This window comes from Ruegeria halocynthiae (assembly GCF_900106805.1).
In the GTDB taxonomy this organism is placed as follows: domain Bacteria; phylum Pseudomonadota; class Alphaproteobacteria; order Rhodobacterales; family Rhodobacteraceae; genus Ruegeria; species Ruegeria halocynthiae.
This window is the reverse complement of sequence record NZ_FNNP01000001.1, coordinates 614,974-641,040: the sequence shown is the minus strand read 5'-3', so window position 1 is coordinate 641,040 and position 26,067 is coordinate 614,974. Positions and strand designations below refer to the sequence as shown.

The 26,067-nt window shown below is 57.2% G+C and carries 23 protein-coding genes and 3 tRNA genes; 16 read left to right on the top strand and 10 right to left on the bottom strand.

Annotated elements, in window-relative coordinates; all coding sequences use genetic code 11:
* Positions 1–11: 11 nt before the first annotated feature.
* Positions 12–1,556: a divergent polysaccharide deacteylase family protein gene (locus BLU89_RS03275; RefSeq protein ID WP_245709695.1), complete on the bottom strand. Its 1,545-nt coding sequence runs from the start codon at positions 1,554–1,556 to the stop codon at positions 12–14.
* Positions 1,557–1,682: 126 nt separating this feature from the next.
* Between BLU89_RS03275 and BLU89_RS03270 the strand changes: the two genes are divergently transcribed.
* From BLU89_RS03270 to lexA, 6 genes are all read left to right on the top strand, one after another.
* Positions 1,683–2,264: an anthranilate synthase component II gene (locus BLU89_RS03270; RefSeq protein ID WP_074734430.1), complete on the top strand. Its 582-nt coding sequence runs from the start codon at positions 1,683–1,685 to the stop codon at positions 2,262–2,264.
* Positions 2,261–3,280 carry an anthranilate phosphoribosyltransferase gene (trpD, locus tag BLU89_RS03265; RefSeq protein ID WP_074734428.1) on the top strand — a complete coding sequence of 340 codons (1,020 nt, stop codon included), beginning with the start codon at positions 2,261–2,263 and terminating at the stop codon, positions 3,278–3,280. Before BLU89_RS03270 ends, trpD begins: the two co-directional genes overlap by 4 nt.
* Positions 3,277–4,089, top strand: a complete 813-nt coding sequence (gene trpC / locus BLU89_RS03260) for an indole-3-glycerol phosphate synthase TrpC (RefSeq protein ID WP_074734426.1) — start codon at positions 3,277–3,279, stop codon at positions 4,087–4,089. The genes trpD and trpC overlap by 4 nt, the downstream gene beginning before the upstream one ends.
* Entirely contained in the window at positions 4,089–4,562 is a 474-nt protein-coding gene (gene moaC / locus BLU89_RS03255) for a cyclic pyranopterin monophosphate synthase MoaC (protein WP_074734425.1), read from the top strand. Before trpC ends, moaC begins: the two co-directional genes overlap by 1 nt.
* Complete coding sequence (locus tag BLU89_RS03250) at positions 4,559–5,734, top strand: molybdopterin molybdotransferase MoeA (protein ID WP_074734423.1); 1,176 nt, start codon at positions 4,559–4,561, stop codon at positions 5,732–5,734. Before moaC ends, BLU89_RS03250 begins: the two co-directional genes overlap by 4 nt.
* 67 nt (positions 5,735–5,801) lie before the next feature.
* On the top strand, positions 5,802–6,500 hold the full coding sequence (gene lexA, locus BLU89_RS03245; RefSeq protein ID WP_074734422.1) for a transcriptional repressor LexA: 699 nt from the start codon (positions 5,802–5,804) through the stop codon (positions 6,498–6,500).
* Here the strand turns inward: lexA and BLU89_RS03240 are convergent.
* Positions 6,494–8,521 carry a ComEC/Rec2 family competence protein gene (locus tag BLU89_RS03240; RefSeq protein WP_074734420.1) on the bottom strand — a complete coding sequence of 676 codons (2,028 nt, stop codon included), beginning with the start codon at positions 8,519–8,521 and terminating at the stop codon, positions 6,494–6,496. The two genes, lexA and BLU89_RS03240, sit on opposite strands and share 7 nt — an antisense overlap.
* 78 nt (positions 8,522–8,599) lie before the next feature.
* Between BLU89_RS03240 and gltX the strand changes: the two genes are divergently transcribed.
* The 3 genes from gltX (at position 8,600) to BLU89_RS03225 (ending at position 12,533) form a co-directional block, all read left to right on the top strand.
* Positions 8,600–10,006 carry a glutamate--tRNA ligase gene (gltX, locus tag BLU89_RS03235; protein ID WP_074734419.1) on the top strand — a complete coding sequence of 469 codons (1,407 nt, stop codon included), beginning with the start codon at positions 8,600–8,602 and terminating at the stop codon, positions 10,004–10,006.
* 113 nt (positions 10,007–10,119) lie between these two features.
* Positions 10,120–11,415, top strand: a complete 1,296-nt coding sequence (gene gltA / locus BLU89_RS03230; protein WP_074734417.1) for a citrate synthase — start codon at positions 10,120–10,122, stop codon at positions 11,413–11,415.
* Positions 11,416–11,591: 176 nt separating this feature from the next.
* A complete protein-coding gene (locus tag BLU89_RS03225; RefSeq protein ID WP_074734416.1) occupies positions 11,592–12,533 on the top strand; it encodes an autotransporter domain-containing protein in 942 nt (313 codons plus the stop codon).
* A gap of 9 nt (positions 12,534–12,542) precedes the next feature.
* Here the strand turns inward: BLU89_RS03225 and BLU89_RS03220 are convergent, their stop codons facing one another.
* Complete coding sequence (locus BLU89_RS03220; RefSeq protein WP_074734414.1) at positions 12,543–13,610, bottom strand: PA0069 family radical SAM protein; 1,068 nt, start codon at positions 13,608–13,610, stop codon at positions 12,543–12,545.
* Positions 13,611–13,922: 312 nt separating this feature from the next.
* On the opposite strand from BLU89_RS03220, the gene BLU89_RS03215 reads away from it, so the two are divergent.
* Both BLU89_RS03215 and BLU89_RS03210 read left to right on the top strand, forming a co-directional pair.
* Positions 13,923–14,621, top strand: coding sequence for a corrinoid protein (locus BLU89_RS03215; RefSeq protein ID WP_074734413.1), 699 nt, complete (start codon positions 13,923–13,925; stop codon positions 14,619–14,621).
* Between the two features lie 100 nt (positions 14,622–14,721).
* Positions 14,722–15,399 (top strand): DUF1638 domain-containing protein, encoded by a 678-nt coding sequence (locus tag BLU89_RS03210; protein ID WP_074734412.1) that lies wholly within the window; start codon positions 14,722–14,724, stop codon positions 15,397–15,399.
* Positions 15,400–15,402: 3 nt separating this feature from the next.
* Here the strand turns inward: BLU89_RS03210 and BLU89_RS03205 are convergent, their stop codons facing one another.
* Entirely contained in the window at positions 15,403–15,813 is a 411-nt protein-coding gene (locus tag BLU89_RS03205) for a SufE family protein (protein ID WP_074734410.1), read from the bottom strand.
* Positions 15,814–15,846: 33 nt separating this feature from the next.
* Here BLU89_RS03205 and BLU89_RS03200 point away from each other — a divergent pair, with 33 nt between their 5' ends.
* Positions 15,847–16,479 carry a hypothetical protein gene (locus BLU89_RS03200; protein ID WP_245709651.1) on the top strand — a complete coding sequence of 211 codons (633 nt, stop codon included), beginning with the start codon at positions 15,847–15,849 and terminating at the stop codon, positions 16,477–16,479.
* Here BLU89_RS03200 and rnd read toward each other — a convergent pair.
* The 3 genes from rnd to purM all read right to left on the bottom strand — a co-directional run bounded on the left by rnd (position 16,476) and on the right by purM (position 19,383).
* Positions 16,476–17,633: a ribonuclease D gene (gene rnd / locus BLU89_RS03195; RefSeq protein ID WP_074734407.1), complete on the bottom strand. Its 1,158-nt coding sequence runs from the start codon at positions 17,631–17,633 to the stop codon at positions 16,476–16,478. The two genes, BLU89_RS03200 and rnd, sit on opposite strands and share 4 nt — an antisense overlap.
* A gap of 110 nt (positions 17,634–17,743) precedes the next feature.
* Complete coding sequence (gene purN, locus BLU89_RS03190; protein WP_074734405.1) at positions 17,744–18,340, bottom strand: phosphoribosylglycinamide formyltransferase; 597 nt, start codon at positions 18,338–18,340, stop codon at positions 17,744–17,746.
* Positions 18,337–19,383, bottom strand: coding sequence for a phosphoribosylformylglycinamidine cyclo-ligase (gene purM / locus BLU89_RS03185; protein WP_074734404.1), 1,047 nt, complete (start codon positions 19,381–19,383; stop codon positions 18,337–18,339). Before purM ends, purN begins: the two co-directional genes overlap by 4 nt.
* 107 nt (positions 19,384–19,490) lie before the next feature.
* Between purM and BLU89_RS03180 the strand changes: the two genes are divergently transcribed.
* Positions 19,491–19,567, top strand: a tRNA-Ile gene (locus BLU89_RS03180).
* Between the two features lie 517 nt (positions 19,568–20,084).
* Here the strand turns inward: BLU89_RS03180 and BLU89_RS03175 are convergent.
* On the bottom strand, positions 20,085–21,404 hold the full coding sequence (locus BLU89_RS03175) for an ATP-binding protein (RefSeq protein ID WP_074734402.1): 1,320 nt from the start codon (positions 21,402–21,404) through the stop codon (positions 20,085–20,087).
* A 44-nt stretch (positions 21,405–21,448) separates the two neighbouring features.
* Between BLU89_RS03175 and BLU89_RS03170 the strand changes: the two genes are divergently transcribed.
* The 3 genes from BLU89_RS03170 (at position 21,449) to BLU89_RS03160 (ending at position 22,703) form a co-directional block, all read left to right on the top strand.
* The gene (locus tag BLU89_RS03170) at positions 21,449–22,363 is read left to right on the top strand and encodes an MBL fold metallo-hydrolase (RefSeq protein WP_074734401.1); all 915 of its coding nucleotides are present in this window, start codon (positions 21,449–21,451) and stop codon (positions 22,361–22,363) included.
* Between the two features lie 73 nt (positions 22,364–22,436).
* A tRNA-Asn gene (locus BLU89_RS03165) sits at positions 22,437–22,511 on the top strand.
* A gap of 117 nt (positions 22,512–22,628) precedes the next feature.
* Positions 22,629–22,703: transfer RNA gene (locus BLU89_RS03160), tRNA-Asn, on the top strand.
* Positions 22,704–22,722: 19 nt separating this feature from the next.
* On the opposite strand, the gene BLU89_RS03155 is transcribed toward BLU89_RS03160, so the two are convergent.
* Together BLU89_RS03155 and pgi are read right to left on the bottom strand one after the other, a co-directional pair.
* Positions 22,723–24,342: a long-chain-fatty-acid--CoA ligase gene (locus BLU89_RS03155; protein ID WP_074736347.1), complete on the bottom strand. Its 1,620-nt coding sequence runs from the start codon at positions 24,340–24,342 to the stop codon at positions 22,723–22,725.
* A gap of 113 nt (positions 24,343–24,455) precedes the next feature.
* Positions 24,456–26,066: a glucose-6-phosphate isomerase gene (pgi, locus tag BLU89_RS03150; RefSeq protein WP_074734399.1), complete on the bottom strand. Its 1,611-nt coding sequence runs from the start codon at positions 26,064–26,066 to the stop codon at positions 24,456–24,458.
* Between the last annotated feature and the right edge of the window lies 1 nt (position 26,067).

The following is a 26,067-nucleotide window of genomic DNA, read 5'->3' as shown; positions in this document are numbered from 1 at the left end:
CCGCTTGTTCATCAGGACCCGGAGTCGTCCTGCTGGACCTCTTGCATCATCACAGCTGAGATCGGTGCCATCGCCACACGGTTGCCGCGATCTTCAAGCCCCCAGAGCAACAAAGCCGAAATCGTCTCGGGGCGCAGACGGCCCAGCATTACCACAGCACCTTCCTGACCGGCGCGGAATGCGGCCTGATCCAGAAAACGCCGCATGATCTTGGGGTCTTGCTTAGCTCCGTCAAAGTCCCGAAATACGACGCTGGACGGGACTCCGTTGCGCGCAGCCAGCTTTTGCACGGTGTTCAATCCATTATCCTGCGTCACCAGTCCCCGTCCGGTATCACCGGCTATCGCAGCAACCTGATCGGCCAGCTTTCTGTTTCCTTGAATGCCGCTTTCGACGCCTTCCAGAATGCCAACCGTTTGGGGTAATTCATCCAACCACACAGACAATGACACTTCTGCATCCTGTGCACTGGCGGCTTCGTGTAGATCAATCAGGGCAAGCACTTCGAATCCGGCTTCACGATGACGCGCCATCTTCTCGGCGGCTTGCGGGTCGGAAGGGCTGACGGCAAAGCTCAACGGGTATGGAAAGTCCTGCAGGGCCTCGGCGCCAAACGCACCCACATCGTCAATCAGAATGATCGACATCAGCGGTTTGGACTCGGTGTTTTCGAAGGTGGCCGCATGTTCCTCGATCGGTTTTGATACCGTTGTCGTCACCAGCCCGGGCTCTTCGGCAATCGGATCATCCCGCTCGGTCAGCGGGATGACACGCTTTCCGACCAATGTGCCCGAGCTTGTGGCGCCGTCCCCGTCGATCTGAGGCAGGGTCAACACACGTGGCTGGCGTACGGGGCGGGTATTTTCTTCGCCTTCGACGGCAATCGGGTTGCGCTCGGGTTCGGTTTCAGCGTCCGGTGCTTCCGGCGCGACATCGGGGAGTAGTTCGGGCCTTGGCTGAAGGGCCGCGACCTGAGGGGCAGTTTCTTCAGGCGTCTCTTCCACCACCTGCGGTTCTGGTTCTTCCACAGGCTCTGATGGCGACGGAGCGTCTGCAAGAATCGCAGGCTCAGCCTCCTGCTGTGGCGTTTCCGGGGTCGCGGGCGGCGCTGGTGGCGCCGTTGGTGCATCGGTCTGGACGGCCACGGCAGGCGATGAAACGCTTACCGGCGCTTCGGTGTCAGTGGGCGTCTGCCCCGCCGCCGGCGGCGCGCCCGGATCGGTTTCGATATCGGCCAGGCTATCCAGAGAATCAGACGATTGCGCCGGGCTTTCTGGGCCTGCGGGCGGCAGTTCAAGCAAATCGGCATCAACACCGGCTTCACCCACCTGCGCCGTCTGAACCTGTTCGGGCGCATCGGCCACTTCGGGCGCCGTGGCTGCAACTTCAGGTTTGCGCGACAATGGGGTGCTCAGCGACAGGATCGCGCCCAGTGCCAATACAGAGACCGCCCCGGCGATCAGTCCACCATAAAATCCGCCCATCGAAATCTCGCCTCTCGCGTTGTTTCGTGCCTCAATCGCCCGTGTGCCATCTTCTGTGGCGCTCACTTGCACATGGGCCAAGTTGGGTATGTCCTCTTGACGCTGCCGTACAAGCCTGAGCATGTATGTCCCGACATTATATCGTGGCAAGGGGCTGCATCGCCAGCCTGAAATGCCCTCAGGAAGATAAGTGCCTAAATGCTGCTGCTGATCGACAACTATGACTCGTTTACCTACAACCTCGTTCACTATCTGGGCGAACTGGGCGCCGAGATGGTCGTACGCCGGAACGACGCGCTGGATGTGCAGGAAGCGATGGCGATGAACCCGGCCGGAATATTGCTCAGCCCCGGCCCATGCGACCCGGATCAGGCCGGCATCTGCCTGGCCCTGACCGAAGCCGCAGCCGAGACGCAGACCCCGCTGATGGGTGTCTGCCTGGGCCACCAGACCATCGGTCAGGTTTTTGGCGGCAATGTCGAGCGCTGTCATGAGATCGTGCACGGTAAAATGGGAACCATGCATCACACCAACAAAGGCGTGTTTGCGGGCTTACCGTCTCCGTTTGAAGCGACGCGATACCACTCGCTGATCGTGGATCGGGACACCCTGCCCGACTGTCTTGAGATAACAGCTGAACTAGAAGATGGCACAATCATGGGCCTGCAACACAAGAATCTGCCGATCCATGGCGTTCAGTTCCACCCTGAATCCATTGCCTCCGAACATGGGCACGCCCTGCTCAAGAACTTCCTGAATGAAATGAAAGTCCCCGCATGAGCGACGCTTTGAAACCGCTGATTGGTGCTGCGGCCGACCGCGCGCTGACCCGGGCCGAGGCTGAACAGGCCTTTGGGATCTTGTTTGATGGCGCTGCAACACCCAGCCAGATCGGCGGGCTGTTGATGGCCATGCGGACCCGCGGAGAGACGGTGGAGGAATACGCCGCAGCCGCAGCCGTTATGCGCGCCAAGTGCAATGCCGTCACCGCCCCAGCGGGTGCGATGGATATTGTCGGAACCGGTGGCGACGGCAAAGGCACACTGAATATATCGACCGCGACCGCATTCGTGGTGGCAGGTGCCGGTGTCACTGTCGCCAAGCATGGCAATCGAAACCTGAGTTCAAAATCCGGCGCAGCAGATGCGTTGGGGCAACTTGGCATCAACGTGATGGTCGGGCCGGAAGTGGTTGAAAAAGCGCTGGAAGAGGTCGGTATCGGCTTCATGATGGCTCCGATGCATCACCCGGCAATTGCCCATGTCATGCCTTCGAGGCAGGAACTTGGAACGCGCACTATTTTTAACATTCTGGGCCCACTCACCAACCCTGCTGGTGTTAAGCGCCAGCTGACCGGCGCTTTCAGCCGGGACCTGATCCGTCCCATGGCCGAAACTCTGGGTTTGCTGGGCGCAGAACACGCATGGCTGGTGCACGGGTCTGACGGCACCGACGAACTGACCATCACCGGGATCAGTTGGGTCGCATCGGTCGAGGACGGCACCATCAAAGAGACCGAACTTCACCCGGAAGACGCAGGTCTACCGGTGCATCCGTTCGAGGATATCATCGGTGGCACGCCTGAGGAAAACGCCATCGCATTCCGCGCTCTGCTGGATGGGGCTCCATCAGCCTACCGCGATGCGGTGCTGTTGAATTCCGCCGCCGCTCTGGTCGTGGCCGACTCGGCAGGAGATTTGCGCGAGGGTGTCGCCATGGCCACCGAAAGCATCGACAGCGGCAGCGCGCGGGACAAGATCTCGGCTCTGGCGCGCATTACACAGGAAGCCGCATGACCGAAACCGTTCTGGACAGGATCAAAGCCTACAAGCTGGAAGAAGTTGCCTCAGACAAAGCGAATGTGTCGCTGGAGACGCTGGAATCTGAGGCCCGCAATGCACCAGATGTGCGTGGCTTCGCCGAAGCTTTGCACAATGCGACCCGCACCGGTTATGGGCTGATCGCCGAGGTCAAAAAAGCCAGCCCATCCAAAGGGCTTATCCGCGATGACTTCAACCCGCCGGAATTGGCCCAAGCCTATGAAACGGGAGGCGCTGCCTGCCTGTCAGTGCTGACCGACACACCCAGCTTTCAGGGTGCAAAAGAGTATTTGACCGAGGCGCGCGCAGCATGTTCTCTGCCCGCGTTGCGCAAGGATTTCATGTATGACCCGTATCAGGTGGTCGAGGCCCGTGCATTGGGCGCCGATTGCATCCTGATCATTATGGCGTCGGTCAGCGACGCTCAGGCCGCTGAGCTGGAGCAGACGGCTTTTGACTGGGGTATGGACGTTCTGATCGAAGTCCATGACGCCGAAGAACTGGAGCGCGCGGCGCAGCTGAAAAGCCCCTTGATCGGGATAAACAACCGCAATCTCAAAACCTTCGAGACCAGCCTTGATACAACGCGCGATCTATCCAAATTGGTTCCCGAGGGCCGCACAATTGTTTGCGAGAGCGGCCTGAGTACCCCTGCTGACCTTGCCGATATTGCCCGTTATGGAGCACGGTGCTTTCTGATCGGTGAAAGCCTGATGCGGCAAGAGGATGTCGCCACCGCCACCCGCTCGTTGCTGGCCAATCCGCTCATCCCCGGAGTCATGTGATGCCGCTGACCCATTTTGATGCCAAGGGTGAGGCCCATATGGTGGATGTCTCCGACAAGGCTGTCACCGACCGGGTTGCGGTTGCATCTGGTCACATTAGGATGGCGCAGGAAACCTTTGATATCATTTCAGAAGGTAGGGCCAAAAAAGGCGACGTTTTGGGTGTCGCCCGACTTGCTGGCATTATGGGGGCCAAGAAGACACCGGATCTGATTCCGCTTTGCCATCCTCTGCCGGTTACTAAAGTTGCAGTCGAATTGACCCTGGACCCCGATCTTCCCGGTGTGCAGATCGCGGCGACAGTCAAGACCTCGGGTCAGACCGGTGTTGAGATGGAAGCGCTGACTGCTGTTTCAACTGCGGCCCTGACAGTTTATGACATGGCCAAAGCCGTAGACAAATCTATGGAGATCAGCGGCATTCGCGTTCTTCTGAAAGATGGCGGTAAATCAGGTCGTTACGAGGCATCATGATCACAGTAGAAGAAGCGCGGGCGCTGCTTTTCGATCTTGTTGCACCTCTGCCCGCAGAAACGACCCAATTGTCCGAGGCTTCCGGTCGCATCCTGGCCAAAGACGTTGAAGCGACACGCGATCAGCCACCTTTTGCAGCTTCTTCGATGGATGGTTACGCTGTCAAATCGACTGAGGTTGAATTGCACGCGATGTTCAAGGTGGTGGGCGAAGCAGCGGCGGGTCAGCGCTTTGACGGGACCGTTGGGCCAGGTCAGGCCGTGCGAATTTTTACCGGCGCGCCCGTGCCCGACGGAGCAGATTTTGTCGTCATTCAAGAAGATGTCGACCGCAGAGGCGATCTGATCACCATCACTGATGGCCCGGGAGCCAAGGCCAATATTCGTCCCGCTGGTGTTGATTTCACGATCGGCGCACGGATCAGCGCGCCTCGTCTCCTCCGGCCCGAAGATGTCGCCTTGATGGCAGCGATGAACATCGCCTCGGTTCCCGTGACGCGAAAACCTGTGGTCGCCCTGATTTCAACCGGCAACGAATTGGTGATGCCCGGCGAAATGCCCGGGCCCGATCAGATCATCGCGTCGAACACCTTTGGCCTTAAGGCACTGCTTGAACAAAACGGTGCACATGTACGGGTTCTACCGATCGCTCAAGACACGGTAACCTCGCTGGAAACAGCCTTTGACTTGGCGCAGGGTGCAGACCTTGTGGTGACCATCGGAGGGGCATCCGTCGGCGAGTACGATCTGGTCGCCGACGTCTCGGAGGGGGTTGGGCTGGAACGGTCGTTTTACAAGATCCGTATGCGCCCCGGTAAACCGCTGATGGCTGGTCGTCTCGGCGATGCCGCAATGGTCGGCCTTCCTGGCAACCCGGTCAGCGCCATGGTGTGTGGATATCTGTTTCTGGTCCCGATGGTGCGCCGAATGCTGCGAATTGATCAAGTGCTTCCCCCTCTGCAGCGGGCCCGACTAATTGCACCTCTCGCTGAAAATGGTGGGCGCGAACACTACATGCGCGCGATTGTGAACCATGATGGAATTCGGGCTTGTGACAATCAGGACAGCGCGTTGCTAAGTGTGCTGGCGCAAGCAAATGCATTGCTGGTCCGCCAACCGCACGATCCCGCACGAACAACCGGTGATGAGGTCACCTACCTGCCCATCCAGTAAATCCGTTGACACAAAACGTGAACATGCGTAGAACAAAAGAAAACGCATAAGCGATGAGGTGCGAGCGATGCTGACCAAGAAGCAATTGGATTTGCTGGAATTCATCCACAAACGCGTTCAAGCGGTCGGTGTTCCACCCAGTTTTGACGAGATGAAGGCCGCTCTGGACCTTCGATCGAAATCAGGAATTCATCGCCTGATCACCGCATTGGAGGAGCGTGGCTTTATCCGCCGCCTTGCCCACCGTGCCCGCGCTATCGAAATCGTCAAGCTACCCGAAAGCCTTGGTGGTGAACCGACCGCAGGCTTCAAACCGCGCGTGATCGAGGGGAATCGCCCGGAAGGTCCACGCCCGGCCAATTTCGAGCCTGTAAGAGTTGACGCTTTGGAGTTGCCGGTCATGGGGCGGATCGCTGCCGGTGTGCCGATCGAAGCCATCAGCCATGTCTCGCACCACGTCGCCGTACCGGGGTCGATGGTATCGGGCAGTGGTGAACATTATGCGCTTGAGGTGCGTGGCGACTCGATGATCGAAGCCGGGATCAATGATGGGGATGTAGTAGTAATCCGCGAGACCACAGCGGCCGATAACGGCGATATCGTGGTTGCATTGGTCGAAGATCAGGAAGCCACGCTGAAACGGTTCTTCCGCCGGGGTCAGGCTATTGCACTTGAAGCTGCAAATCCGGCCTATGAAACCCGTGTGCTGCCCGAGGACAAGGTAAAGGTACAAGGTCGCTTGGTCGGTCTGATCCGAAGCTACTGACGCGTGTGCGGCGACCATAGGCGGCGACCCGTGGCTTCGGAGCTGGTGAACATACGTCCTTTGGACAAGGCCAGACTGCCCGTTTTCTGCAATGTGTCGGGATCGTACACGCTGCACTCTCCGTTCAGGGTCAGCGATACGGATGCGACAATGATCTGATCCGGCCTGCATTCCTCAAAGGTCTGCGCGACCCGCTTTCCGGTCAGGTGAACAAGCTCTTTGCCGCCGATCAGGTAGCGTTGAACACCGCCCGATGCATCCGGCCATCGCTGCGCCGCCTTTGGTTGATCCGCACCATCACCGTCATTCTCCAGCCAGACCGATGCAACGAAACCACTTCCCTTGTGCTTGCTGAGAGCCCGCCCTTGTTCGGTCATTACGCCAACTAGCCCCCCGGTTTCAGCAATTAGCACGTCCGGGCGATGCCCCGGCCCCCACATCGCAATTGCCATGACTGCGGGCGCAACCCCAAACCACCTTGCGCGCCCTTGCCACAGCATCAACCAAAGAAAAGACATCGCCAGCACAGGCAGAACAAAATCCGCTGGGCTCACTACATAACCGCGCGCACCATCCAGGTCCGAAACCCAACGCGCGACGGCCAGTATCCAGCGTAGACCGGCGCCCATCACCTGCAGCGCCAGTGCTTCAAGCCCGAATGGCGCCAAAAGTGCGGCGACGACCGCGGCCGGAACCACCACCGTACCCATGACTGGCACAGAAACCAGATTCGCCAGCAATCCGTAGTGTGACATGGTATTAAAATGTGCCGCTCCGATCGGCGCCGTCGCGACCCCGGCGATAGCCGAGGACATCAGCAGAGCCAACACAGGTCGCAACCATTTCGGGCCGGGCATCGGACCGTAACCCCGCAGCCCGCCAAATGCCGCCACCAACGCCGTCGTTGCTGCGAACGACATCTGGAAACCAGGGCTCAGCAGGGTCTCCGGGCGTAACACCAGCACGATCAGCGCCGCCAACGCCACGGCCCGCAGCGAGATCGCACGGCGATCCAAAAGCACAGCGCCAAACATGACGCAAACCATAACAAAGGCACGCTCGGTTGCGACGTTGCCGCCGGACAGGAAAAGATAGACCGTCGCGGCCACCAGTGCACAGATTGCAGCCACTTTACGTACTGGCAATCGAAGGGCCAAGACTGGGATCACCGACAGTCCGACGCGGCAGGCCATAAATACGAAGCCCGTCAGCAAACCCATATGCAAACCCGAGATCGCAAGAAGGTGCGCCAGATTAGAGGCGCGCAATGCCTCCAATGAGGTCTGACCAATCCCACTGCGATCACCGGTGGTGACGGCAGCGGCAAATCCCCCAACCTCGCCGGGTAAAATTGCACGCACCCGATCCGAGATCGCCATTCGCCACACCGTGATATGTACTCCGTCACGCCCGGCCCAGGGTGGCGCAACGCTCAGAACCGGAACCCGTGTGTAACCGACAGCGCCCAGCTCCTGAAACCACGCATGGCGGCGAAAATCAAAGCCTCCGGGTTCGACAGGCCCTTGTGGCGGTGACAGATGGGCGGTGGTCATAATTCTCTGCCCCGGTGACAGATTCACGGTTGCTCCGTGTATGGACAGCCGGATGCGCCGGGGTCTCTGATCAGCAGGAACGTCCCCGATGCGTACCTGATCCAGTGTTACCCGCAGCGCATCCGACGCAGAGCGGTCCAGCGCCACGACCCTCCCCTCGACCGGGCCGTAATAGCGCCATTGCAGAACCGGCTCTGCAACCTTGTGAGCCCGTGCGCCCGCCAACAGGAAACCCACAGCAATCAGGGCTAGACCTATGGCCAATGGTGCCCATGCCACACGCAACCAGCGGGTGATGACAATTGCCAGCAACGCAAAAGCCAAAACCCCGTCATAAAGATTGACCCCGGGTTCAAACCTCAGGCTGAAATAGCAGCCAATTCCGACCGCAAGACCAACCGGAGACCAAGGAAACAAATGTCCCCGCTGGGTCAGCAGCGCAGTCTCGACCCGTGTCAGAACACGCATGGTTGCCCCCGTCCTTCGGGCTGGGTAGATAGTCGCCAAACTATGCCCGCTTAGGTTACCAAAAGGTTAATCCATACAATGTCCGATCAGGTCGTCACCCGCTTTGCCCCCTCTCCCACCGGATTTCTGCATATCGGCGGCGCGCGTACCGCGTTGTTCAACTGGCTCTACGCGCGGGGTCGCGGAGGCAAATTCTTGTTGCGGATTGAGGATACGGATCGGGAACGGTCCACCCCTGAGGCAACGGCTGCAATTCTACAGGGAATGGAATGGCTGGGGTTGGATTATGATGGAGATGTTATCAGCCAATTCGAAGGCGCCCTCCGACACGCCGAGGTTGCGCATCAGTTGCTGTCTGAAGGCAAGGCGTACAAGTGTTTTTCAACGCAGGAAGAGATCGCGTCGTTCCGCGAACAGGCGCGAACCGAAGGGAAATCGACCCTGTTCCGCAGCCCATGGCGAGACGCTGATCCGGCATCGCACCCTGACGCACCCTATGTGATCCGCATTAAGGCACCGCAGGACAGTACCACGGTGATCGGCGATCAGGTGCAAGGTGATGTGACCATTCGCAATGATCAATTGGACGATATGATCTTGCTGCGCTCGGATGGAACTCCGGTCTATATGCTGGCAGTTGTGGTTGACGACCACGACATGGGCGTCACCCATGTGATCCGGGGCGACGACCACCTCAATAACGCGGCACGCCAAATGATGATCTATGAGGCCATGGGTTGGGAAGTGCCGGTCTGGGCCCATATTCCTCTGATCCATGGGCCGGATGGCAAAAAACTTAGCAAACGCCATGGCGCTTTGGGCGCGCAGGAGTATCAGGCCATGGGATATCCCGCCGCCGGGATGCGCAACTATCTGGCGCGACTGGGTTGGAGCCATGGGGATGACGAGTTTTTCACTGACGCGCAGGCCAAAGAATGGTTCGATTTGGATGGCATCGGCAAGAGCCCTGCCCGGTTTGATGTAAAGAAACTGGAAAACCTGTGCGGGCAGCATATTGCCGTAGGGGAAGATGCTGCATTGCAGCAGGAAATCGTGGCCTACCTGGCTGCGGCAGAGTTGCCAGCCTTGACCGACACACAATCTGGTGATCTGGCCCGTGCGATGTATTGCCTCAAGGATCGCGCACGAATTTTCCCGGAACTCCTTGAAAAAGCACATTTTACACTGATTTCCCGCCCAATTCGACCAGACGAAAAAGCTGCTAAAGCACTGGCATCAGTATCCGATGGTATACTGAAAGAATTGACGCCGCAGTTGCAAAATGCTAGCTGGTCTCGGAACGAACTGGAGGAGACCCTGAATTCGTACGCAGAGGCGAATGGGGTTAAGTTCGGCAAATTAGCCGGCCCGCTGCGGGCGGCGCTGGCAGGCCGAGCAGTAACACCTTCGGTATTTGACATGATGCTCGTGCTTGGGCGGGATGAAACCCTGGCGCGGCTTTCTGATGTAGCAAACCCTGATTAGTTTCGCATTAGGGTAACGCTGCTCCGTTAATAACGGACTGCGCGACGAACGCAGTCGTTGCCTGCTTTGTCGGACAGCGATCCGGCACATGCACGAATGAAGAAGGGATAAACATGACCGAGAGCAAAAAAACAGCCACTCTGACTGTAAACGGCGAAAGCTATGAACTGCCGGTGTTTTCTCCGACTGCGGGTCCCGATGTAGTCGATATTCGCAAGCTCTATGGTCAGGCCGGTGTATTCACATATGACCCTGGCTTCACCTCGACCGCGAGCTGTGACAGCACCATCACCTTCATCGATGGCGACAAAGGTGAATTGTTGCACCGCGGCTATCCGATCGAACAAATCGCTTCGAAATCACACTTCCTGGAACTCAGCTATTTGCTGCTCTACGGTGAACTGCCTTCGGCAAAAGACCTTGAGAACTTCGAGACCACGATTACCCGACATACGATGCTGCACGAACAGATGCAGTATTTCTATCGCGGTTTCCGCCGGGATGCGCACCCCATGGCCATCATGGTGGGCGTGGTCGGAGCCATGTCAGCCTTCTATCACGATTCCACCGACGTCTCGGACCCGCGCCAGCGCGAAATCGCGTCGCATCGATTGATCGCGAAGATGCCAACCATCGCGGCCTGGGCTTATAAGTACCACATCGGTCAGCCCTTCGTGTACCCGCGCAACGACCTGGACTATGCATCGAACTTCCTGCGCATGTGTTTCGCGGTTCCCGCCGAAGATTACGAGGTGAACCCGATTCTGGCGCGTGCCATGGATCGTATATTCATGCTGCAGGCTGACCACGAACAGAACGCCTCAACTTCGACGGTTCGTCTTGCGTCGTCATCGGGTGCCAATCCGTTTGCCTGTATCGCGGCAGGTATCGCCTGCCTCTGGGGGCCGGCGCATGGCGGCGCAAACCAGGCTTGCCTTGAAATGCTGGAAGAGATCGGCAGCGTAGATCGAATCCCTGAATTCATCGAACGCGCCAAGGACAAGGACGATCCGTTCCGCCTGATGGGCTTTGGACACCGCGTTTATAAGAACTTTGATCCGCGCGCGACTGTGATGAAGCAGTCTGCGGATGAGGTTCTTGACTTGCTGGGTATCGAGGGCAACCCCAAGCTGCAGGTCGCGAAGGCACTGGAAAAGCAGGCGCTGGAAGATCCGTATTTCATCGAAAAGAAGCTGTTCCCGAATGTCGACTTCTATTCGGGCATCGTGATGGAAGCGATGGGTTTCCCAACCTCGATGTTTACCCCGATCTTTGCATTGTCGCGCACGGTTGGATGGGTCAGCCAGTGGAAGGAAATGATCGCCGATCCACAGAACAAGATCGGCCGTCCGCGCCAGCTCTATCTGGGTGCGACTACGCGCGATTACATGGATATCGAGAACCGCTGAATCACCACTGGAACTCAACGAATAGGCCCCGGTTTTCCGGGGCCTTCTTTTGTTTCGAAGCGTTACCAAAATGAAACCGTTCAGAGGCAATCATTATCCATCAAGATGTTCGTTCTTTTTGCTAATGCCCTCTCAGCCTAGGGTTGCTGCGTCCTACGAATGGTTTTCAAATCCTCATGCGTTTCGCCTTAATATTCTTATCATTGTTGTTCGCTCAGACTGCATCCGCACAAAGCTTGCTTGAAAAGGCCTTTGAAAAGCAGCAGCAAGAAAACGCTGCCGGGTCACTGGCGATTTTGGGTCTGGCGGGCATTCCGGACGATTCTGCCAGTACTATCTCGTTGCGATCAAATACCGACAATCGCGATTATGATTTCAAATCCGCCCAGTTGGGTGGTGGTTTTCGTCTGGCTGAAGGTGTTCCCATTTATCTCGAAGGTTACATTGGCTACGCGCGCTATGACCCTGTTTTGACTTTCAGCGGCACCGGCGAGACGACCCGCATTCCGCTGAAGTGGACCAGCCTCGCCCTCACCGGTGGTGTCGGCTATCAGTTCGATATTGGCGAGTATTGGAAACTGACTCCGATGGCCCATATCTCGGTCGGGCGCACTCAATCCGATGCGTCGGTCGGTGCGCAAGCCATCGCCAACCGCCTGGGGCTTGATCGGGATTTTCTAGAAAGCGGTGGCATTTGGGCGGGTGGCGCGGGCGGTTCGATGACCGCCTCATACGAGCAACCGATGTCCAATGATCGGGATTTTGAAGCGAGCCTGCGTTACACACACATCGAATACTGGCCCATCGGCGACAGTAAAGACCTGCTGGTCGAGTCAACCGCTGCAAACGCGGTTCTGTGGTCACGGTATCGTTTTCCTACAGGCAAACGCATGTTCGGGCGCCCGGTCCGCTGGGTTGGCGATCTGTCTCTGTCTTATCTAATCGGGGACCAGTCACTGGTTTTGGGCACCGATTGGCTGGCCCGCGTTGGTGGCGGGATCGAGGTTGATCTGTCTGATACTTGGGTGCCCTGGGTATCAACAACCCGTTTCATGGTCCGTTATTATGGCAGTGATACAGTAAACGGATTTTCCGCAGGGATCGGGATCAGCTTTTGATCAACAGCATCAAAACAACGACAACTGATCCCCGGGCTGAGGCGGAGGCGCAAAAGCATCGCAGTTCAGTGGCGGCAGATTGACCGCCAAATCCAAACGTTTCACAGCGGCCTTGAACCGTTGTGCAATCATCTCGGCATAGTTGCCTTCGCCGCGCATCCTGTGCCCCCAACGGGGATCATATTCTTTGCCGCCATGCATTTCACGCAGCCGCGCCATGACTTTCTCTGCCCTGCCCGGTTGATGCTCGGCCAGCCATTCGCGCCACAGATCAGACACTTCGCGCGGCAGCCGTAACATGATCCAGCTTGCGGAATCAGCACCAGCCTGCTTTCCCGCCTCCAGCAGGTTCTCAAGCTCATGATCGGTCAGACCTGGTACGACGGGCGAGGTCATGACGCGCACGGGCACCCCTTCCCCGGTTAGATTACGAATCATGCGCAGCCTGCGCTGCGGCGACGGTGCGCGCGGCTCCATCCGCCGGGACAGATCCGGATCCAATGTGGTCAGAGAAATCCCGACCCGCACAAGGCCCTTCCGAGCCATCGGCGCCAGAATATCAAGATCACGTTCAATCAACGTGCCTTTCGTCACAATACCGACAGGGTGCCGGAAATCCCTGAGAACTTGCAGGCAGCCCCTTGTTATTTCGTGACTTTTCTCAATCGGCTGATAGGGGTCGGTGTTGGTGCCCAAAGCAATCGTTGCCACCTTGTATGATCGCGCAGAAAGCTCTCGGCGCAGTATCTCGGCAGAATTGGGGCGCGCGATAAGACGTGTTTCAAAATCCAAACCCGGTGACAGGCCGAGATAGGCATGGGTTGGCCGGGCAAAGCAGTAGACACACCCATGCTCGCATCCTCGATACGGGTTGATCGAACGATCAAAGGGCAGATCAGGTGATTTGTTATAGGTAATCAGGCTGCGGGCCATCTCATTTCGAACCTCGGTTCGCAGCGGCGGCAAATCGTCGGGACCATCCCAACCATCATCGGCCGCTTCGGTTGCAAAGCGTTCGAACCGGCCTACCGCGTTCGAGGCTGAACCACGCCCCGGATTCTTCACGTTGGCAGCCATTTGTTCACAGTTTGTTCCATAAACTGGATGTAATCGAATCCCGGTTCACTGGCAAGTTCCATGACCTGCAAACGACAATCGCGGAATACGAAGCCAGGCAAAGCAGTTGACAGAGGACGAGTTTGCCGTGGCTGATGAAACAAATGCAGGATGATCTTGCAAAATTCGATATCGCTGGGTGCGATAATTCGGCCTATAGGTCGGTCTCGGAACGACCAAGGTCGCAATCGTCTCAGTATAACTGCGACGAAATGGCCAAAACGGAAAAAATGCCACCCGGGCCACAGGCCCACTCAGCTCAGGGAAACACCCATGTCCGATGAAGAAGACATCGTCCTGTCCGAACTGAATGACGACGAACTTGTCGAACAGATGTTCGATGACCTCTATGACGGTCTGAAGGAAGAGATCGAGGAAGCTGTGAACATCCTGCTAGAGCGCGGATGGGTACCCTACGACGTCCTCACCAAAGCGCTGGTCGGTGGTATGACTATCGTTGGCCACGACTTCCGTGATGGCATCTTGTTTGTGCCCGAAGTGCTGCTGGCCGCCAACGCCATGAAAGGCGGCATGTCCATCCTCAAGCCGCTGCTGGCCGAGACCGGTGCCCCGCGCGTCGGCAAGATGGTCATCGGCACCGTCAAGGGTGACATCCATGACATCGGCAAGAACCTTGTCGCCATGATGATGGAGGGCGCCGGGTTCGAGGTTGTTGATATCGGCATCAACAACCCGGTTGAAAACTATCTTGAAGCGTTAGAGAACGAGCAGCCCGACATTCTGGGCATGTCCGCCCTTCTGACGACGACCATGCCCTACATGAAGGTTGTGATCGACACTTTGGTCGAACAAGGCCTGCGCGAAGAATACACTGTTCTGGTTGGCGGAGCCCCACTGAACGAAGAGTTCGGCAAGGCAATTGGCGCTGATGGCTATTGCCGTGATGCAGCCGTCGCGGTTGAGATGGCCAAAGACTTCATGTCGCGCAAGCACAACCAACTGGCCGGCTAAAGCACGAGACCATACCGTGAGACAGGCCGCCCTATTTGGGGCGGCCTTTTTTGTCCAACGCCCGCAATCATGTATGATACTTGCCAGCCAGAGAGATCAGATGACAGACACCCAAATGCCAGATGATGACAGCCTGACCCAGCAGGGTTACGTCGCGCCTCGCGCTGCTGAGTCGATTCTTTTGATCGCCTGCGGTGCACTCGCGCGGGAAATTCTGGATTTGAAAGAGCGCAATGGCTGGGATCACATGGCGCTGACCTGCTTGCCCGCGATTCTGCATGTACACCCGGAAAAGATTACTCAGGCGGTTGAGGATGCCGTCGCCAAGCATCAGAACACATATGACCGAATCTATGTAGTCTATGCTGATTGCGGAACCGGCGGCCTGCTACAGGCGGCTTGTGAACGTCTGGGAGTCGAGATGATCCAGGGCCCGCACTGCTATTCTTTCTTCGAGGGGAATCTTACCTTTGCCGCCCATAGCGACGAAGAGATCACGGCCTTTTATCTGACTGACTTTCTCGCTCGGCAATTTGATGCGTTTGTCTGGAAGCCGCTTGGTCTGGACCGGCACCCCGAACTGCGCGAGATGTATTTCGGAAACTATACCAAACTTGTCTATCAGGCCCAAACCGACAATCCGGACCTCACCCGACGGGCGCAGGACTGCGCCGAACGGATGGGACTGGCGTTTGAGCGCCGCCAGACCGGTTATGGCGATCTGGAAAGCACACTGTCTGATTGGGCGGCACGTAAAGCATCGGACAAACCAGACTGAGGGTCAGGCGCTGGCCAGCGCCACTTCGCGAATCCGATCAATCATCGCACGTAGCCCGTTCGAGCGCTGCGCCGACAAGTGGTCATGCAACCCCAGACGCGCCAGTTCACCCCCGGCATCCACCTTCGGCACATCACCCACAGGTAAGCCGTTATAAAGGGTCCGCAAAACCGCGATCAGCCCCCGCACGATCAACGCATCACTGTCACCGTCAAAATGGAACTGGCCATTCTCGATGGTCGGCTGCAACCAGACCTGACTGGCACAGCCATTCACTTTGGTCGCAGGAACCTTGAACGCGTCATCCAGTGGCTCCATCGCTTTGCCTTGCTCGATGACATGGCGATAGCGGTCTTCCCAGTCCTCAAGGAACTCGAAATCTTCGACTATCTCTTCAAAGGCGGGCGTTGCCATAGTGGGCTGTCCTTGCGTTATGCGGTCACAAATGTGAACTATGTCCAGCTTAACCGGCTGTCCACCCCTTTGCGTGGCTTTTCAAGTGGTCGAAATTGCGATAACCCCAATGCATGTAAAGTTGCGCAAAGTGTTGGGTCCATGCACAAAACTCTGTCCGTTCTTCTGATCTCCACAATGGTTCTCTCCGCTTGCAGCAGCTGGCGCAATTCACGAGCGAACCCATCAAACTGGTTTGGCAGCAGCACACCCAGCCCAACCGAAACCTCTCCCAATGATGCCAATGCGTTGCTTCCCGATAAAGCTGAAGAAAAAGGGCTGTTCGCCAAACCGGATGCGGAGGATAACAGTGTTTCGATCGCGGTAATCAATGAGCTGCGGATCGATCCCACCCCCGCGGGTGCGATAATTTATTCTGCCGGGACTGCAACACGACAAGGCGCCTACAATGCGCGGCTTTCGCGGGTAAATTCCGAAGAACTTGCGAAAGATGGCATTATGGAATTCACTTTCCGCGTGGATTATCCGGAATATGCCACAGCGCAGGGCACCGAACGGTCACGCATGGTGTCAGACGCTATCAACGTCACCACTCAGGAACTGGAAGGCATTCGTCTGGTCCGGGTTAAGGGCCAGCAAAATGCGCTGGAATCACGTCGCCGCTAAAGCGAGACGACCTGTACGGCCTGCCCCTTTGCGGCCAGCGCGATCTTGCCTTCGCATAGCTTTAGTGCGTCTTCGCCAAACACCTCGAACCGCCAGCCGGACATTGCTGGCACCTCACGCTCACCGGCGGCGATCTGATCCAGATCGGCGCTGGAGGCGATCAGTTTCGCCGCAACGCCTGCACTTTCGGTTTTGGATTTCAACAGCACCCGCAACAAATCTGCCAGTGCCGGATTGACCTTCAACTTGTCGCGACTGTTGTCGATCTTGGGTAACTGATCCTGAGGGCAATTCACACCCCGTTTCACCGCCGCCAGAATACCATCCGCAATCGCCCCTTTGCGCCCCTCGCGCAACAACAACCGTGAGCCACCCAAATCCGAGGGTGTTTTGGGCTTGGTCGAAGCCAACTCGATCAATGCGTCATCCTTGAACACTCGGCTGCGGGGCACATTGTTTTCCTGCGCGTAAGCTTCGCGGAACTGCGCCAGCTCGCGCACCACGGCCAGAAACTTAGCAGAATTGGTGCGGGTCTTGACCCGGCGCCACGCCTCTTCGGGGCGGATGTCGTAGGTCTCGGAACGTGTGAGGATGCGCAATTCTTCCGCCACCCAATGATCCCGCTGCGTTTTCTTCAGTTCACCAGCCAGATGCTCGTAAATATTCCGTAGATGGGTTACGTCAGCCAGCGCATAGGTCTTCTGCGCCTCCGTCAGGGGGCGGCGCGACCAGTCAGTAAAACGGGATGTTTTGTCCACGCCTTCCTTGCAGATCTTTCGCACCAGTGTCTCATAGCCGACCTGCTCTCCAAAGCCGCAGACCATCGCTGCAACCTGCGTGTCAAACAGCGGTGTCGGAAAGACGCCTGCATCGACCCAGAAAATCTCCAGATCCTGTCGTGCCGCGTGGAACACCTTGACCACGCTTTCATTCCGAAACAGTTCATACAAAGGCTCCAGCGACAGGCCGTCAGCCAAGGGATCAACCAGAACGGCACTATCTTCGTCTGAGGATGGCACCGCGAGCTGCACCAGACAGAGTTTGGAATAATAAGTTCGTTCGCGCAGAAATTCGGTATCTACAGTGACATAGGGGTATTGTGCAGCAGCCGTGCAGAATGCGGCCAGCTCTTGCGTCGTTTTCAAGGTTTTCATGCGCGGTGCTGTTCTTGTTTTTGGTTCTTGTGACTGCCCGTGCCGTCCTCGTCCCGAGCGATATCGGACCATAAGACGAATACCCTGCGCGTGTAAATCACCCCTTGGTGTCAGGGCAACAGAACTGGGTCTTTGTTGCCCAAAGAGAACTGGCGCAGAACGGCGGGATAGAGTTTGTGCTCTTGCACCAACACACGGGCGGCGAGGTCTTCGGGCGTGTCTCCTGCCCTTACCTCCACGCGCGCCTGTCCCAGAACCGGGCCGTCATCCAGCGCGGCGGTGACTTCGTGAACGGTGCAACCATGTTCGACATCGCCTGCTTCGATGGCACGGGCATGGGTGTTCAGACCTTTGTATTTAGGCAACAGCGAGGGGTGAATGTTTAGCATTCGCCCATGGAATCGTGACACAAAATCACCGGTCAGAACGCGCATGAACCCAGCCAGACATATGATATCCGGTTGTGCTGCCAGCAGCGGTTTAAGCAATTCAGCCTCAAACGCGGCGCGATCGCCGCAAAACGGCCGATGGTCGATGGCTGCGGTGGGAATGCCACGCTCGGCCGCTTTTCTAAGACCGCCCGCCTGCGCTTCGTTCGACATTACCAGACACGGCCGCGCCGGGTGATCTCCGATCATGCTGTCGACCAGCGACAGCATGTTTGACCCGCCACCGGATATCAGGATTGCGACGCGCTTGTGGCTCACAGCAGCTTGCCTGAATACGCCACACCCGGTGTTTCGGAAACAGACCCGATCCGGGCAACGGTTTCGCCCGCGTCAGTCAGCATCTTTGACAGGTCGTCGGCCTGCTCTGCCGCGCAGACAACGATCATACCGATACCGCAGTTGAAAGTCTTGAGCATTTCGGCTTCGGCCATCCCGCCGGTCTCACCCAACCACTCAAACACACGCGGTAGATTCCAGGAGTTCAGATCGATTTCGACCCCAAGCCCTTCGGGCAGAACGCGCGGCAGGTTTTCGGTCAGACCCCCGCCAGTGATATGGGCCAAAGCATGGACGCCCCCTGCCCGGATCGCCTGCAGAGCGGGTTTTACATACAGCCGCGTCGGTGTCAGCAGCGCCTCGCCCAAAGTGCCGTCGCCAAAAGGAGATTGTGCATCCCAACCCAGTCCAGATATCTCGACCAGTTTACGTACCAGTGAATAGCCGTTGGAATGCACACCGTTCGAGCCCAACCCCAGCAGGACATCGCCCTGTTGCACACCTTCAGGCAGCGCCATTCCGCGTTCCATCGCACCAACAGAGAACCCGGCCAGATCGAAATCACCCTCCGGGTACATGCCCGGCATCTCGGCTGTCTCACCGCCGATCAATGCGCAACCAGACTGAACGCACCCTTCGGCTATACCTTCGATGATCCGCGCGGCTGTTTCTGCGTCCAGCTTGCCAGTGGCGAAATAATCCAGAAAAAACAGCGGCTCAGCCCCTTGGCAGATCAGATCGTTGACACACATCGCCACCAGATCAATGCCAACGCCATCAACTACGCCAGTATCAATCGCGATTCGCAACTTGGTTCCCACGCCGTCGGTAGCGCCCACCAAAATCGGGTCTTCATACCCAGCTGCTTTTAGATCGAACAGAGCGCCGAAACCGCCCAGCCCGCTCATCACACCCGAGCGATTGGTGCGCTTCGCCGCAGGCTTGATCCGGTCGACCAGAGCGTTGCCTGCATCGATATCCACACCTGCGTCGGCATAGGTGATTCCGTTCTTGCCCGCTGTCATGGCCAATCCCTCATGAGTGCTTTGCGCGCGGGTTATTCGATTGTGGACGATGTTGCAACGGTCAGGCTTGACGCGGGCAGCCATCGTGATACGCAAGGCGCATCGGCGGGCCTGTAGCTCAATTGGTTAGAGCAGAGCGCTCATAACGCTTTGGTTGGGGGTTCGAGTCCCTCCGGGCCTACCATATTGCTGTTTTTTCAAGCGCTTACGCGCTGGTTAGCCATAATCTATGGTGGCTAACCAACTGATATTGTTGAATTGTAAGCTTTCTTGAACGTTAGCGTGCAGTCCGATCAGGAACTCAATCTCACATTCTGTCCATCTCTCAGGACCATTCTACAATCATATATAGAAAGATTATCCTTTTACTAAACTTGGGATTGCAAATCAATTCCCAAGATGATTTGTGGCTTTGTCAGCCGTGGAAAGGAACAGGTTTTGCCTGTATACTGTTCCAGACTGGGTACCTCCGGAGGTCAGCTTCTCAGGCCACCTCTGGAGGTACCATTTCAACTGACTTTTGGCCTGTTGCGGAACTAAAAAGCCCACAACTGACGGCTTCGATTGTTAATCATGTACCACCACACAGCACAAAGTTGATCTTATTGGGTTAGCCAACTCGAAGATGCATTTGGGTTGAGGTGCGCCCACTTAACAGATTGTTACAAAATGATTTTCTACGCCCCTCCGGGCCTACCAAATCACCGCCCAATCACGATATCCGCGCATAACCCGCCCAATCTTTCACTGCTGCCAAGCCGCAAGATACCGCCGTGCACACGTGCAATGTCGGCGACAATCGCAAGACCCAGACCAACTCCGCTACCCTGATTCTGGTTTCGAGCCGGGTCAAGACGCGTGAAGGGTTTGACGGCCTCGGTGCGCAGCTCAACTGGAATACCGGGACCGTCATCTTCGACCCGAATGCGGAGCGATTTTGGGGTCATCGACAGACTGACTTCGGCCCGAGAGCCATAGCGAATCGCGTTTCCGATCAGGTTCTCGACTGCCCGGCGAATCGCGGTCGGACGCACCATCGCGGTGCCTTGTCCTTCGACCGAAACCAGTTCGACATTCTGGCCCGCGCGCTGCGCATCATCAATAATCTGGCTCAACCAGTACTCAGGCTCTACCTCCTCGGGTGAACTTTCCGCAGTTCCCCGCGAAAAATCCAAAAACGCATCCAGCAGCGATTGCATCTCGTCCACATCCTGCAGAAGCGGGGCTGCCTCTTCTTCCGGCAGCAAAGCCAGACCTAACTTAAGCCGCGTCAAAGGCGTCCGCAGGTCGTGGCTGACACCAGACAGCATCAAGGTGCGCTGTTCGATCTGCCGTTCGATTCGGGCGCGCATGTCGACAAAGGCATTGCCTGCTGCGCGTACCTCGATTGCGCCGCCGGGTGAGTATGGCACCACGCGCCCACGACCGAACGCCTGAGCCGCATCTGCAAGTCGGGTGATTGGCCGCAATTGATTGCGCATATATAGAAACGAGATCGTGGTGATCAGAGCCGCAAAGAAAACCATCGTTACGATAAGCTGATGCGGTGCCGTCGGTGACAGGCGTCGTCGATCGAAACTCAATTCCAACGTGCCGAGATTTGTTCCCAGATAAAGCCGTACCTCATGCCCATTTGGCAATGCTATTTCTTGCATTTGGGGCAGCAACACGCGCATTTCAGCTTCAACCTGTGGTGCGATGAAATCATACCACCGACGCTTGTCAATCTGTGGTTCTTGATTCAGCGGTAGGAATTTTGCAGTCATGTTCAGAGCCGCAAGATCTGACCGCGCAGCAGCCAGCGCCTGCTGCTGGGTCTCAGCACCCTCCATCACATTCTGCACCAACGTCACCTCACGCGCCGCGGTGCGCGTCATTTGGGCGGTAACTTCCTCAAGGTGCCTTTGCAGAAATGCAATCGCCACAACCAGAAGCACAACTATCACCGGCAGCACCAGAATAAGTGCGGCGCGCGCGTAAAGACTGCGCGGCATATAGAGTTTGAGCCATTGGGTCGTCATGCGCTAAACCTAGCGGGCTGCCCGGGCAAGAGGAAGAGGTCAGAATGCAAACCCCCGACGATTTCAACCCGCCCCCCGGACGGGTCGATGAACTTGCCCCCGGCCTCAGACGGGTGCTGGCGCCCAATCCTTCCCCAATGACTTATCGCGGCACGAATACGTATCTGCTGGGCAACAAAGACATTGCCGTAATTGACCCGGGACCGCTGAGTGACGTGCATTTGCGGGTCATTCTGGATGCGCTGCAACCCGGTCAACGGATAAGCCACATTTTTGTGACCCACACCCATCTGGATCATTCCCCACTGGCGGCCCCACTTTCGGGCCGGACAGGCGCCCAAGTTCTGGCATTTGGCGGTCCACAGGCCGGGCGCAGCGATGTGATGACCGAATTGGCACAAAACGGTCTTGCGGGTGGTGGTGAGGGAATCGATTCTGATTTCCGTCCCGATATAGAATTGGAAGACGGCGAAGTCGTCTCGACCGGCGACTGGCAGCTCGAGGTCATTCACACTCCGGGCCATCTGGGCAATCATATCGCACTGGCATGGGGAGATGCCTGTTTTACGGCAGATCACGTGATGGGATGGGCCAGTTCGCTGGTCTCACCTCCGGATGGAGATCTGACAGATTTCATGGCTGCCTGCCACCGCCTGCGCGCGCGGGAATGGTCGGTGTTTCATCCCGGCCATGGCGCGCCCGTTTCCGAACCGGGTGAACGGCTGGACTGGTTGATCCAGCACCGCCTGACGCGCGAGACCCAGATACTCGAGGTCCTCGCGCAAGGCCCTGCCACGGCCCGACAACTGGCGCAACGAATCTACGCCGAGACACCAGATGCATTGCTTCGGGCCGCCGAAAGGAATGTCTTCGCCCATCTGGTCGATCTGACGGGAAAGTCGCGCGTGGCACCTGATGACACGATTTCGGCTACTGCCCGATTTCGAAGGATCAGCTGAGCGCGAAAAAAGTTTGCAGCCATGCGCTTCCCCTCTGGACGGCGAAAAACCGGGTTGTTATACGCCCCTCAGTTCCGGCGTAGCTCAGCGGTAGAGCAGTTGACTGTTAATCAATTGGTCGTAGGTTCGATCCCTACCGCCGGAGCCAATTTCTCTTAAAATACTGCTTACATCGTACCGCCAAGAGCGGGCAGAGATTTTTGAAGAAAAACACCACCACCCCTCTGGACGCCGCAAAACGAGATTGCTATACGGCGCGAACCGTTCCGGCGTAGCTCAGCGGTAGAGCAGTTGACTGTTAATCAATTGGTCGTAGGTTCGATCCCTACCGCCGGAGCCATATTCCCTAAGGCAAACGATCACCCCATCAGGATATCGCTGAAATCAGCACGCAGTTGGCGTTTCAGAATCTTGCCCGTCGCGTTCAACGGTAGGGCATCCACGAACACGACCTTGTCAGGCACCTGCCAGCCCGCAATTTTACCGTCAAAGAAGGCCAGCAAATCCTGCTCGGTGGGGTCTTCGCCTTCCGCTTTGACGGCGATCAGCAGAGGACGTTCGTCCCACTTAGGGTGCGGGACCCCGACCACCGCGGCGGTGGCAAGTTGTGGGTGGGCAACGGCAATGTTCTCTAACTCAACCGAACTGATCCATTCGCCCCCCGATTTGATGATGTCTTTTGATCGGTCTCGGATCGTCATGTAACCATCCGCATCCAGCGTTGCTACGTCTCCGGTTGCGAACCACCCATCCTGCAGTATGTCCTGGTCCTTCAAAAGATAGTAACTGTCCAGAACCCAATGCCCCCGCACCATCAGATCGCCCTGAGTTTCGCCGTCATGCGGCAGGTCGTTGCCGTTATCATCCACAATCTTCAACTCGACACCAAAAGGTGGTCGCCCTTGGCTTTCGCGCAACTTGTGCTGGTCCTCGACTGGTAGGTCCAGGTGTTTGGCGAGCGGAAAGTTCGTGCTGCCCAGAGGGCTCATCTCGCTCATCCCCCAGGCATGAATGGTATCGACGCCGTAGGTTTCGCGGAATGTCTCGATCATCGTTGGTGGACAGGCGGCCCCTCCGATGACCGTACGCTTGAGGCTTTCCAGCTTGGAGCCGCTTTGGTCAGCATGTGCCAGAAGCCCCTGCCAGATGGTCGGAACCCCCATCGCCAGCGTTACCCCATAAGTATCGATCAGATTGACCAGCGCCTCGCCATGCAGGTCGGGTCCGGGCATCACCATGCGTGACCCCGACATGGCACAGGCGTAAGGCGATCCCCAGGCATTGACGTGGAACATTGGCACGACTGGCATCACCACATCTACGGCTGAGTACCCAATCACATCACAGGTATTCGAGGCAAAGCTGTGGAGCACGGTCGAGCGATGGGAATACAGAACCCCTTTGGGATGGCCGGTGGTACCAGAGGTGTAACACAGGCTCGAGGCTGTATTTTCGTCAAAGCTGGGCCAGGCGTAATCCGGCTCGCCTGTTTCAATAAGCTCATCGTAAAACATCAGGCCGGGCACCTGCGATAGCGCTGCTTCGTCCCGCCCCCCCATCAGTACGAAATGGTGCGCCTCAGTCAGTTGATCACGCAACGCAATAACAAGCGGCAGGAATGTCGTGTCAAAGAACAGCACCCGATCCTGAGCGTGATTGATGATGTATGTCATTTGCTCGGGGAAGAGGCGTGGATTGATTGTATGGCAGACAAATCCCGCACCTGAGACGGCGTAGTAAATCTCGAGATGCCGACGATTGTTCCAGGCAAGCGTGCCCACACGATCCTGCGGTCTAAGCCCCAGCTTGGTTAAAGCCGAACCCATCCGCCGAGCGTTTTGCGCAACGTCCGCCCAATTTGTCTCGAAGATCGTTCCATCTGCTTCAACCGATATGATCTCGGTCTGATCGTGATAGCGTTCGGCGTGATCAATCAGTGACGAAATCAGCAGCGGCTGTGTCATCATCTGTCCCAGCATGGACATCCCTCCCGTTGCCAGCGCTTTTCCGCAGCGGTCGCGCCGTGTCCTCAGACACGACCCTGCCAATGTTTCAATTGTCTGACAATAAAAGAGTGCGGCTTAAGACAAAATCAATCGCGATGCCGCAATGCGTAGCCCACCAGCGCTGCGGTCGATCCGTCCTTGCCTTTGGCGCTGACTTCACCCTCCACAATCGGTCCCAGCGAGGTCGCCAGTTCCTTTCCCAGTTCAACCCCCCACTGGTCGAAGGAATTGATGCCAAGCAGCACGCCCTCGACAAACACCCGGTGTTCATACAGCGCGATGATCTGACCCAGCACATAGGGCGTAAGTTGCGGATAAATCAGCGTCGTCGAAGGACGATCCCCGGAAAACACCCGATGGCGAGCCTGGCGTTCAAGCTCAGCACCGGTCAGGCCCTGTTCGGCCATTCGCGCGCGCGCCTCATCCAATGACCGCCCCTGCATCAGAGCCTCGGACTGGGCAAGGCAGTTTGCCAGAAGCAGGTGATGGTGATGGACAAGCTCTGGTTCGTGTCCGTTTGCAGCCACCATGAATTCGCAGGGGATCACATCAGTGCCCTGATGGATCAACTGATAAAAGGCGTGCTGCCCGTTGGTGCCGGGTTCACCCCATACAACCGGACCCGATGGCATGGTCAAAGCGCTGCCATCCATTGCCACGGATTTGCCATTCGATTCCATCTCAAGCTGCTGGAAATACGCAGGCAGCCGCACAAGGCGCTGATCATAGGGCAAAACCGCGCGGCTGGTATGTCCAATTACCTGTCGATGCCAGACACCCACAAGCGCCAGCATGACCGGCATGTTTTCAATCCACTCGGCAGATTGGAAATGCAGATCCATCGCCTGCCCGCCCCTTAGAAAGGCGTCAAACGCGTTTGAACCGACGGCGATCATTACGGGCAAACCGACCGGTCCCCAGACCGAATAGCGCCCGCCGACCCAATCCGCGAAACCGAACACACGTGCCTCGGGAATGCCAAACGCCTGCGTTTTGTCGACCGCGCTAGAAACCGCCGCGAATTGCTGCGCCGGATCGCCACCGCCATCGATCATCCACGCCCGCGCCGTTCTCGCATTGGTCATTGTTTCGATGGTCGTAAAGGTCTTGGACGCGACGATCACCAGCGTTCGCGTCGGATCAAGCGGCCGCAATGTATCCGCAATTTGCGCCCCGTCTACGTTCGAGACGTAGTGCAGCCTTGGCCCATCGTGATAAGGCGCCAGCGCATGGGTCGCCATGACCGGGCCTAGGTCCGAGCCTCCGATCCCGATATTCACTACATCGGTAAAGCTGCCTCCCGTCCCCGTGATCGTGCCGCCGCGCACTTCTTCAGCGAAGACACGCATCCTTTGCAGGGTGTCCAGTACGTCTGGCATCACGTCCTGACCATCGACCTCGACTGGCCCACCATCGAGGTTGCGCAATGCTGTATGCAACACCGCACGCCCTTCGGTTTCGTTGATCTTGTCACCCGCGAACATCGCCGCCCGCCGGTCCGACAGATTTACCTTATCACAAAGCCGGATAAGAGCCGCACGGATATCGTCGTCGATTTGCGTCTTTGAATAATCAAACAACAAATCACCGGTAGAGGCGGAAAAGCCCTGCGCCCGGTTGGAATCTGCGCCGAACAGATCGAGTATCCTGCGGCTGTTCACGGACCCCACAAGGGATTTTAATTGATCAAGCTGCATC

Bases quoted from the DNA above. Each gene is read 5' to 3' on its own strand.
- BLU89_RS03270 (WP_074734430.1), top strand. From the start codon at position 1,683: ATGCTGCTGCTGATCGACAACTATGACTCGTTTACCTACAACCTCGTT.
- trpD (WP_074734428.1), top strand. From the start codon at position 2,261: ATGAGCGACGCTTTGAAACCGCTGATTGGTGCTGCGGCCGACCGCGCG.
- trpC (WP_074734426.1), top strand. From the start codon at position 3,277: ATGACCGAAACCGTTCTGGACAGGATCAAAGCCTACAAGCTGGAAGAA.
- moaC (WP_074734425.1), top strand. From the start codon at position 4,089: ATGCCGCTGACCCATTTTGATGCCAAGGGTGAGGCCCATATGGTGGAT.
- BLU89_RS03250 (WP_074734423.1), top strand. From the start codon at position 4,559: ATGATCACAGTAGAAGAAGCGCGGGCGCTGCTTTTCGATCTTGTTGCA.
- lexA (WP_074734422.1), top strand. From the start codon at position 5,802: ATGCTGACCAAGAAGCAATTGGATTTGCTGGAATTCATCCACAAACGC.
- BLU89_RS03240 (WP_074734420.1), bottom strand. From the start codon at position 8,521: ATGCGTGTTCTGACACGGGTCGAGACTGCGCTGCTGACCCAGCGGGGA.
- gltX (WP_074734419.1), top strand. From the start codon at position 8,600: ATGTCCGATCAGGTCGTCACCCGCTTTGCCCCCTCTCCCACCGGATTT.
- gltA (WP_074734417.1), top strand. From the start codon at position 10,120: ATGACCGAGAGCAAAAAAACAGCCACTCTGACTGTAAACGGCGAAAGC.
- BLU89_RS03225 (WP_074734416.1), top strand. From the start codon at position 11,592: ATGCGTTTCGCCTTAATATTCTTATCATTGTTGTTCGCTCAGACTGCA.
- BLU89_RS03220 (WP_074734414.1), bottom strand. From the start codon at position 13,610: ATGGCTGCCAACGTGAAGAATCCGGGGCGTGGTTCAGCCTCGAACGCG.
- BLU89_RS03215 (WP_074734413.1), top strand. From the start codon at position 13,923: ATGTCCGATGAAGAAGACATCGTCCTGTCCGAACTGAATGACGACGAA.
- BLU89_RS03210 (WP_074734412.1), top strand. From the start codon at position 14,722: ATGACAGACACCCAAATGCCAGATGATGACAGCCTGACCCAGCAGGGT.
- BLU89_RS03205 (WP_074734410.1), bottom strand. From the start codon at position 15,813: ATGGCAACGCCCGCCTTTGAAGAGATAGTCGAAGATTTCGAGTTCCTT.
- rnd (WP_074734407.1), bottom strand. From the start codon at position 17,633: ATGAAAACCTTGAAAACGACGCAAGAGCTGGCCGCATTCTGCACGGCT.
- purM (WP_074734404.1), bottom strand. From the start codon at position 19,383: ATGACAGCGGGCAAGAACGGAATCACCTATGCCGACGCAGGTGTGGAT.
- BLU89_RS03175 (WP_074734402.1), bottom strand. From the start codon at position 21,404: ATGACGACCCAATGGCTCAAACTCTATATGCCGCGCAGTCTTTACGCG.
- BLU89_RS03170 (WP_074734401.1), top strand. From the start codon at position 21,449: ATGCAAACCCCCGACGATTTCAACCCGCCCCCCGGACGGGTCGATGAA.
- BLU89_RS03155 (WP_074736347.1), bottom strand. From the start codon at position 24,342: ATGCTGGGACAGATGATGACACAGCCGCTGCTGATTTCGTCACTGATT.
- pgi (WP_074734399.1), bottom strand. From the start codon at position 26,066: ATGCAGCTTGATCAATTAAAATCCCTTGTGGGGTCCGTGAACAGCCGC.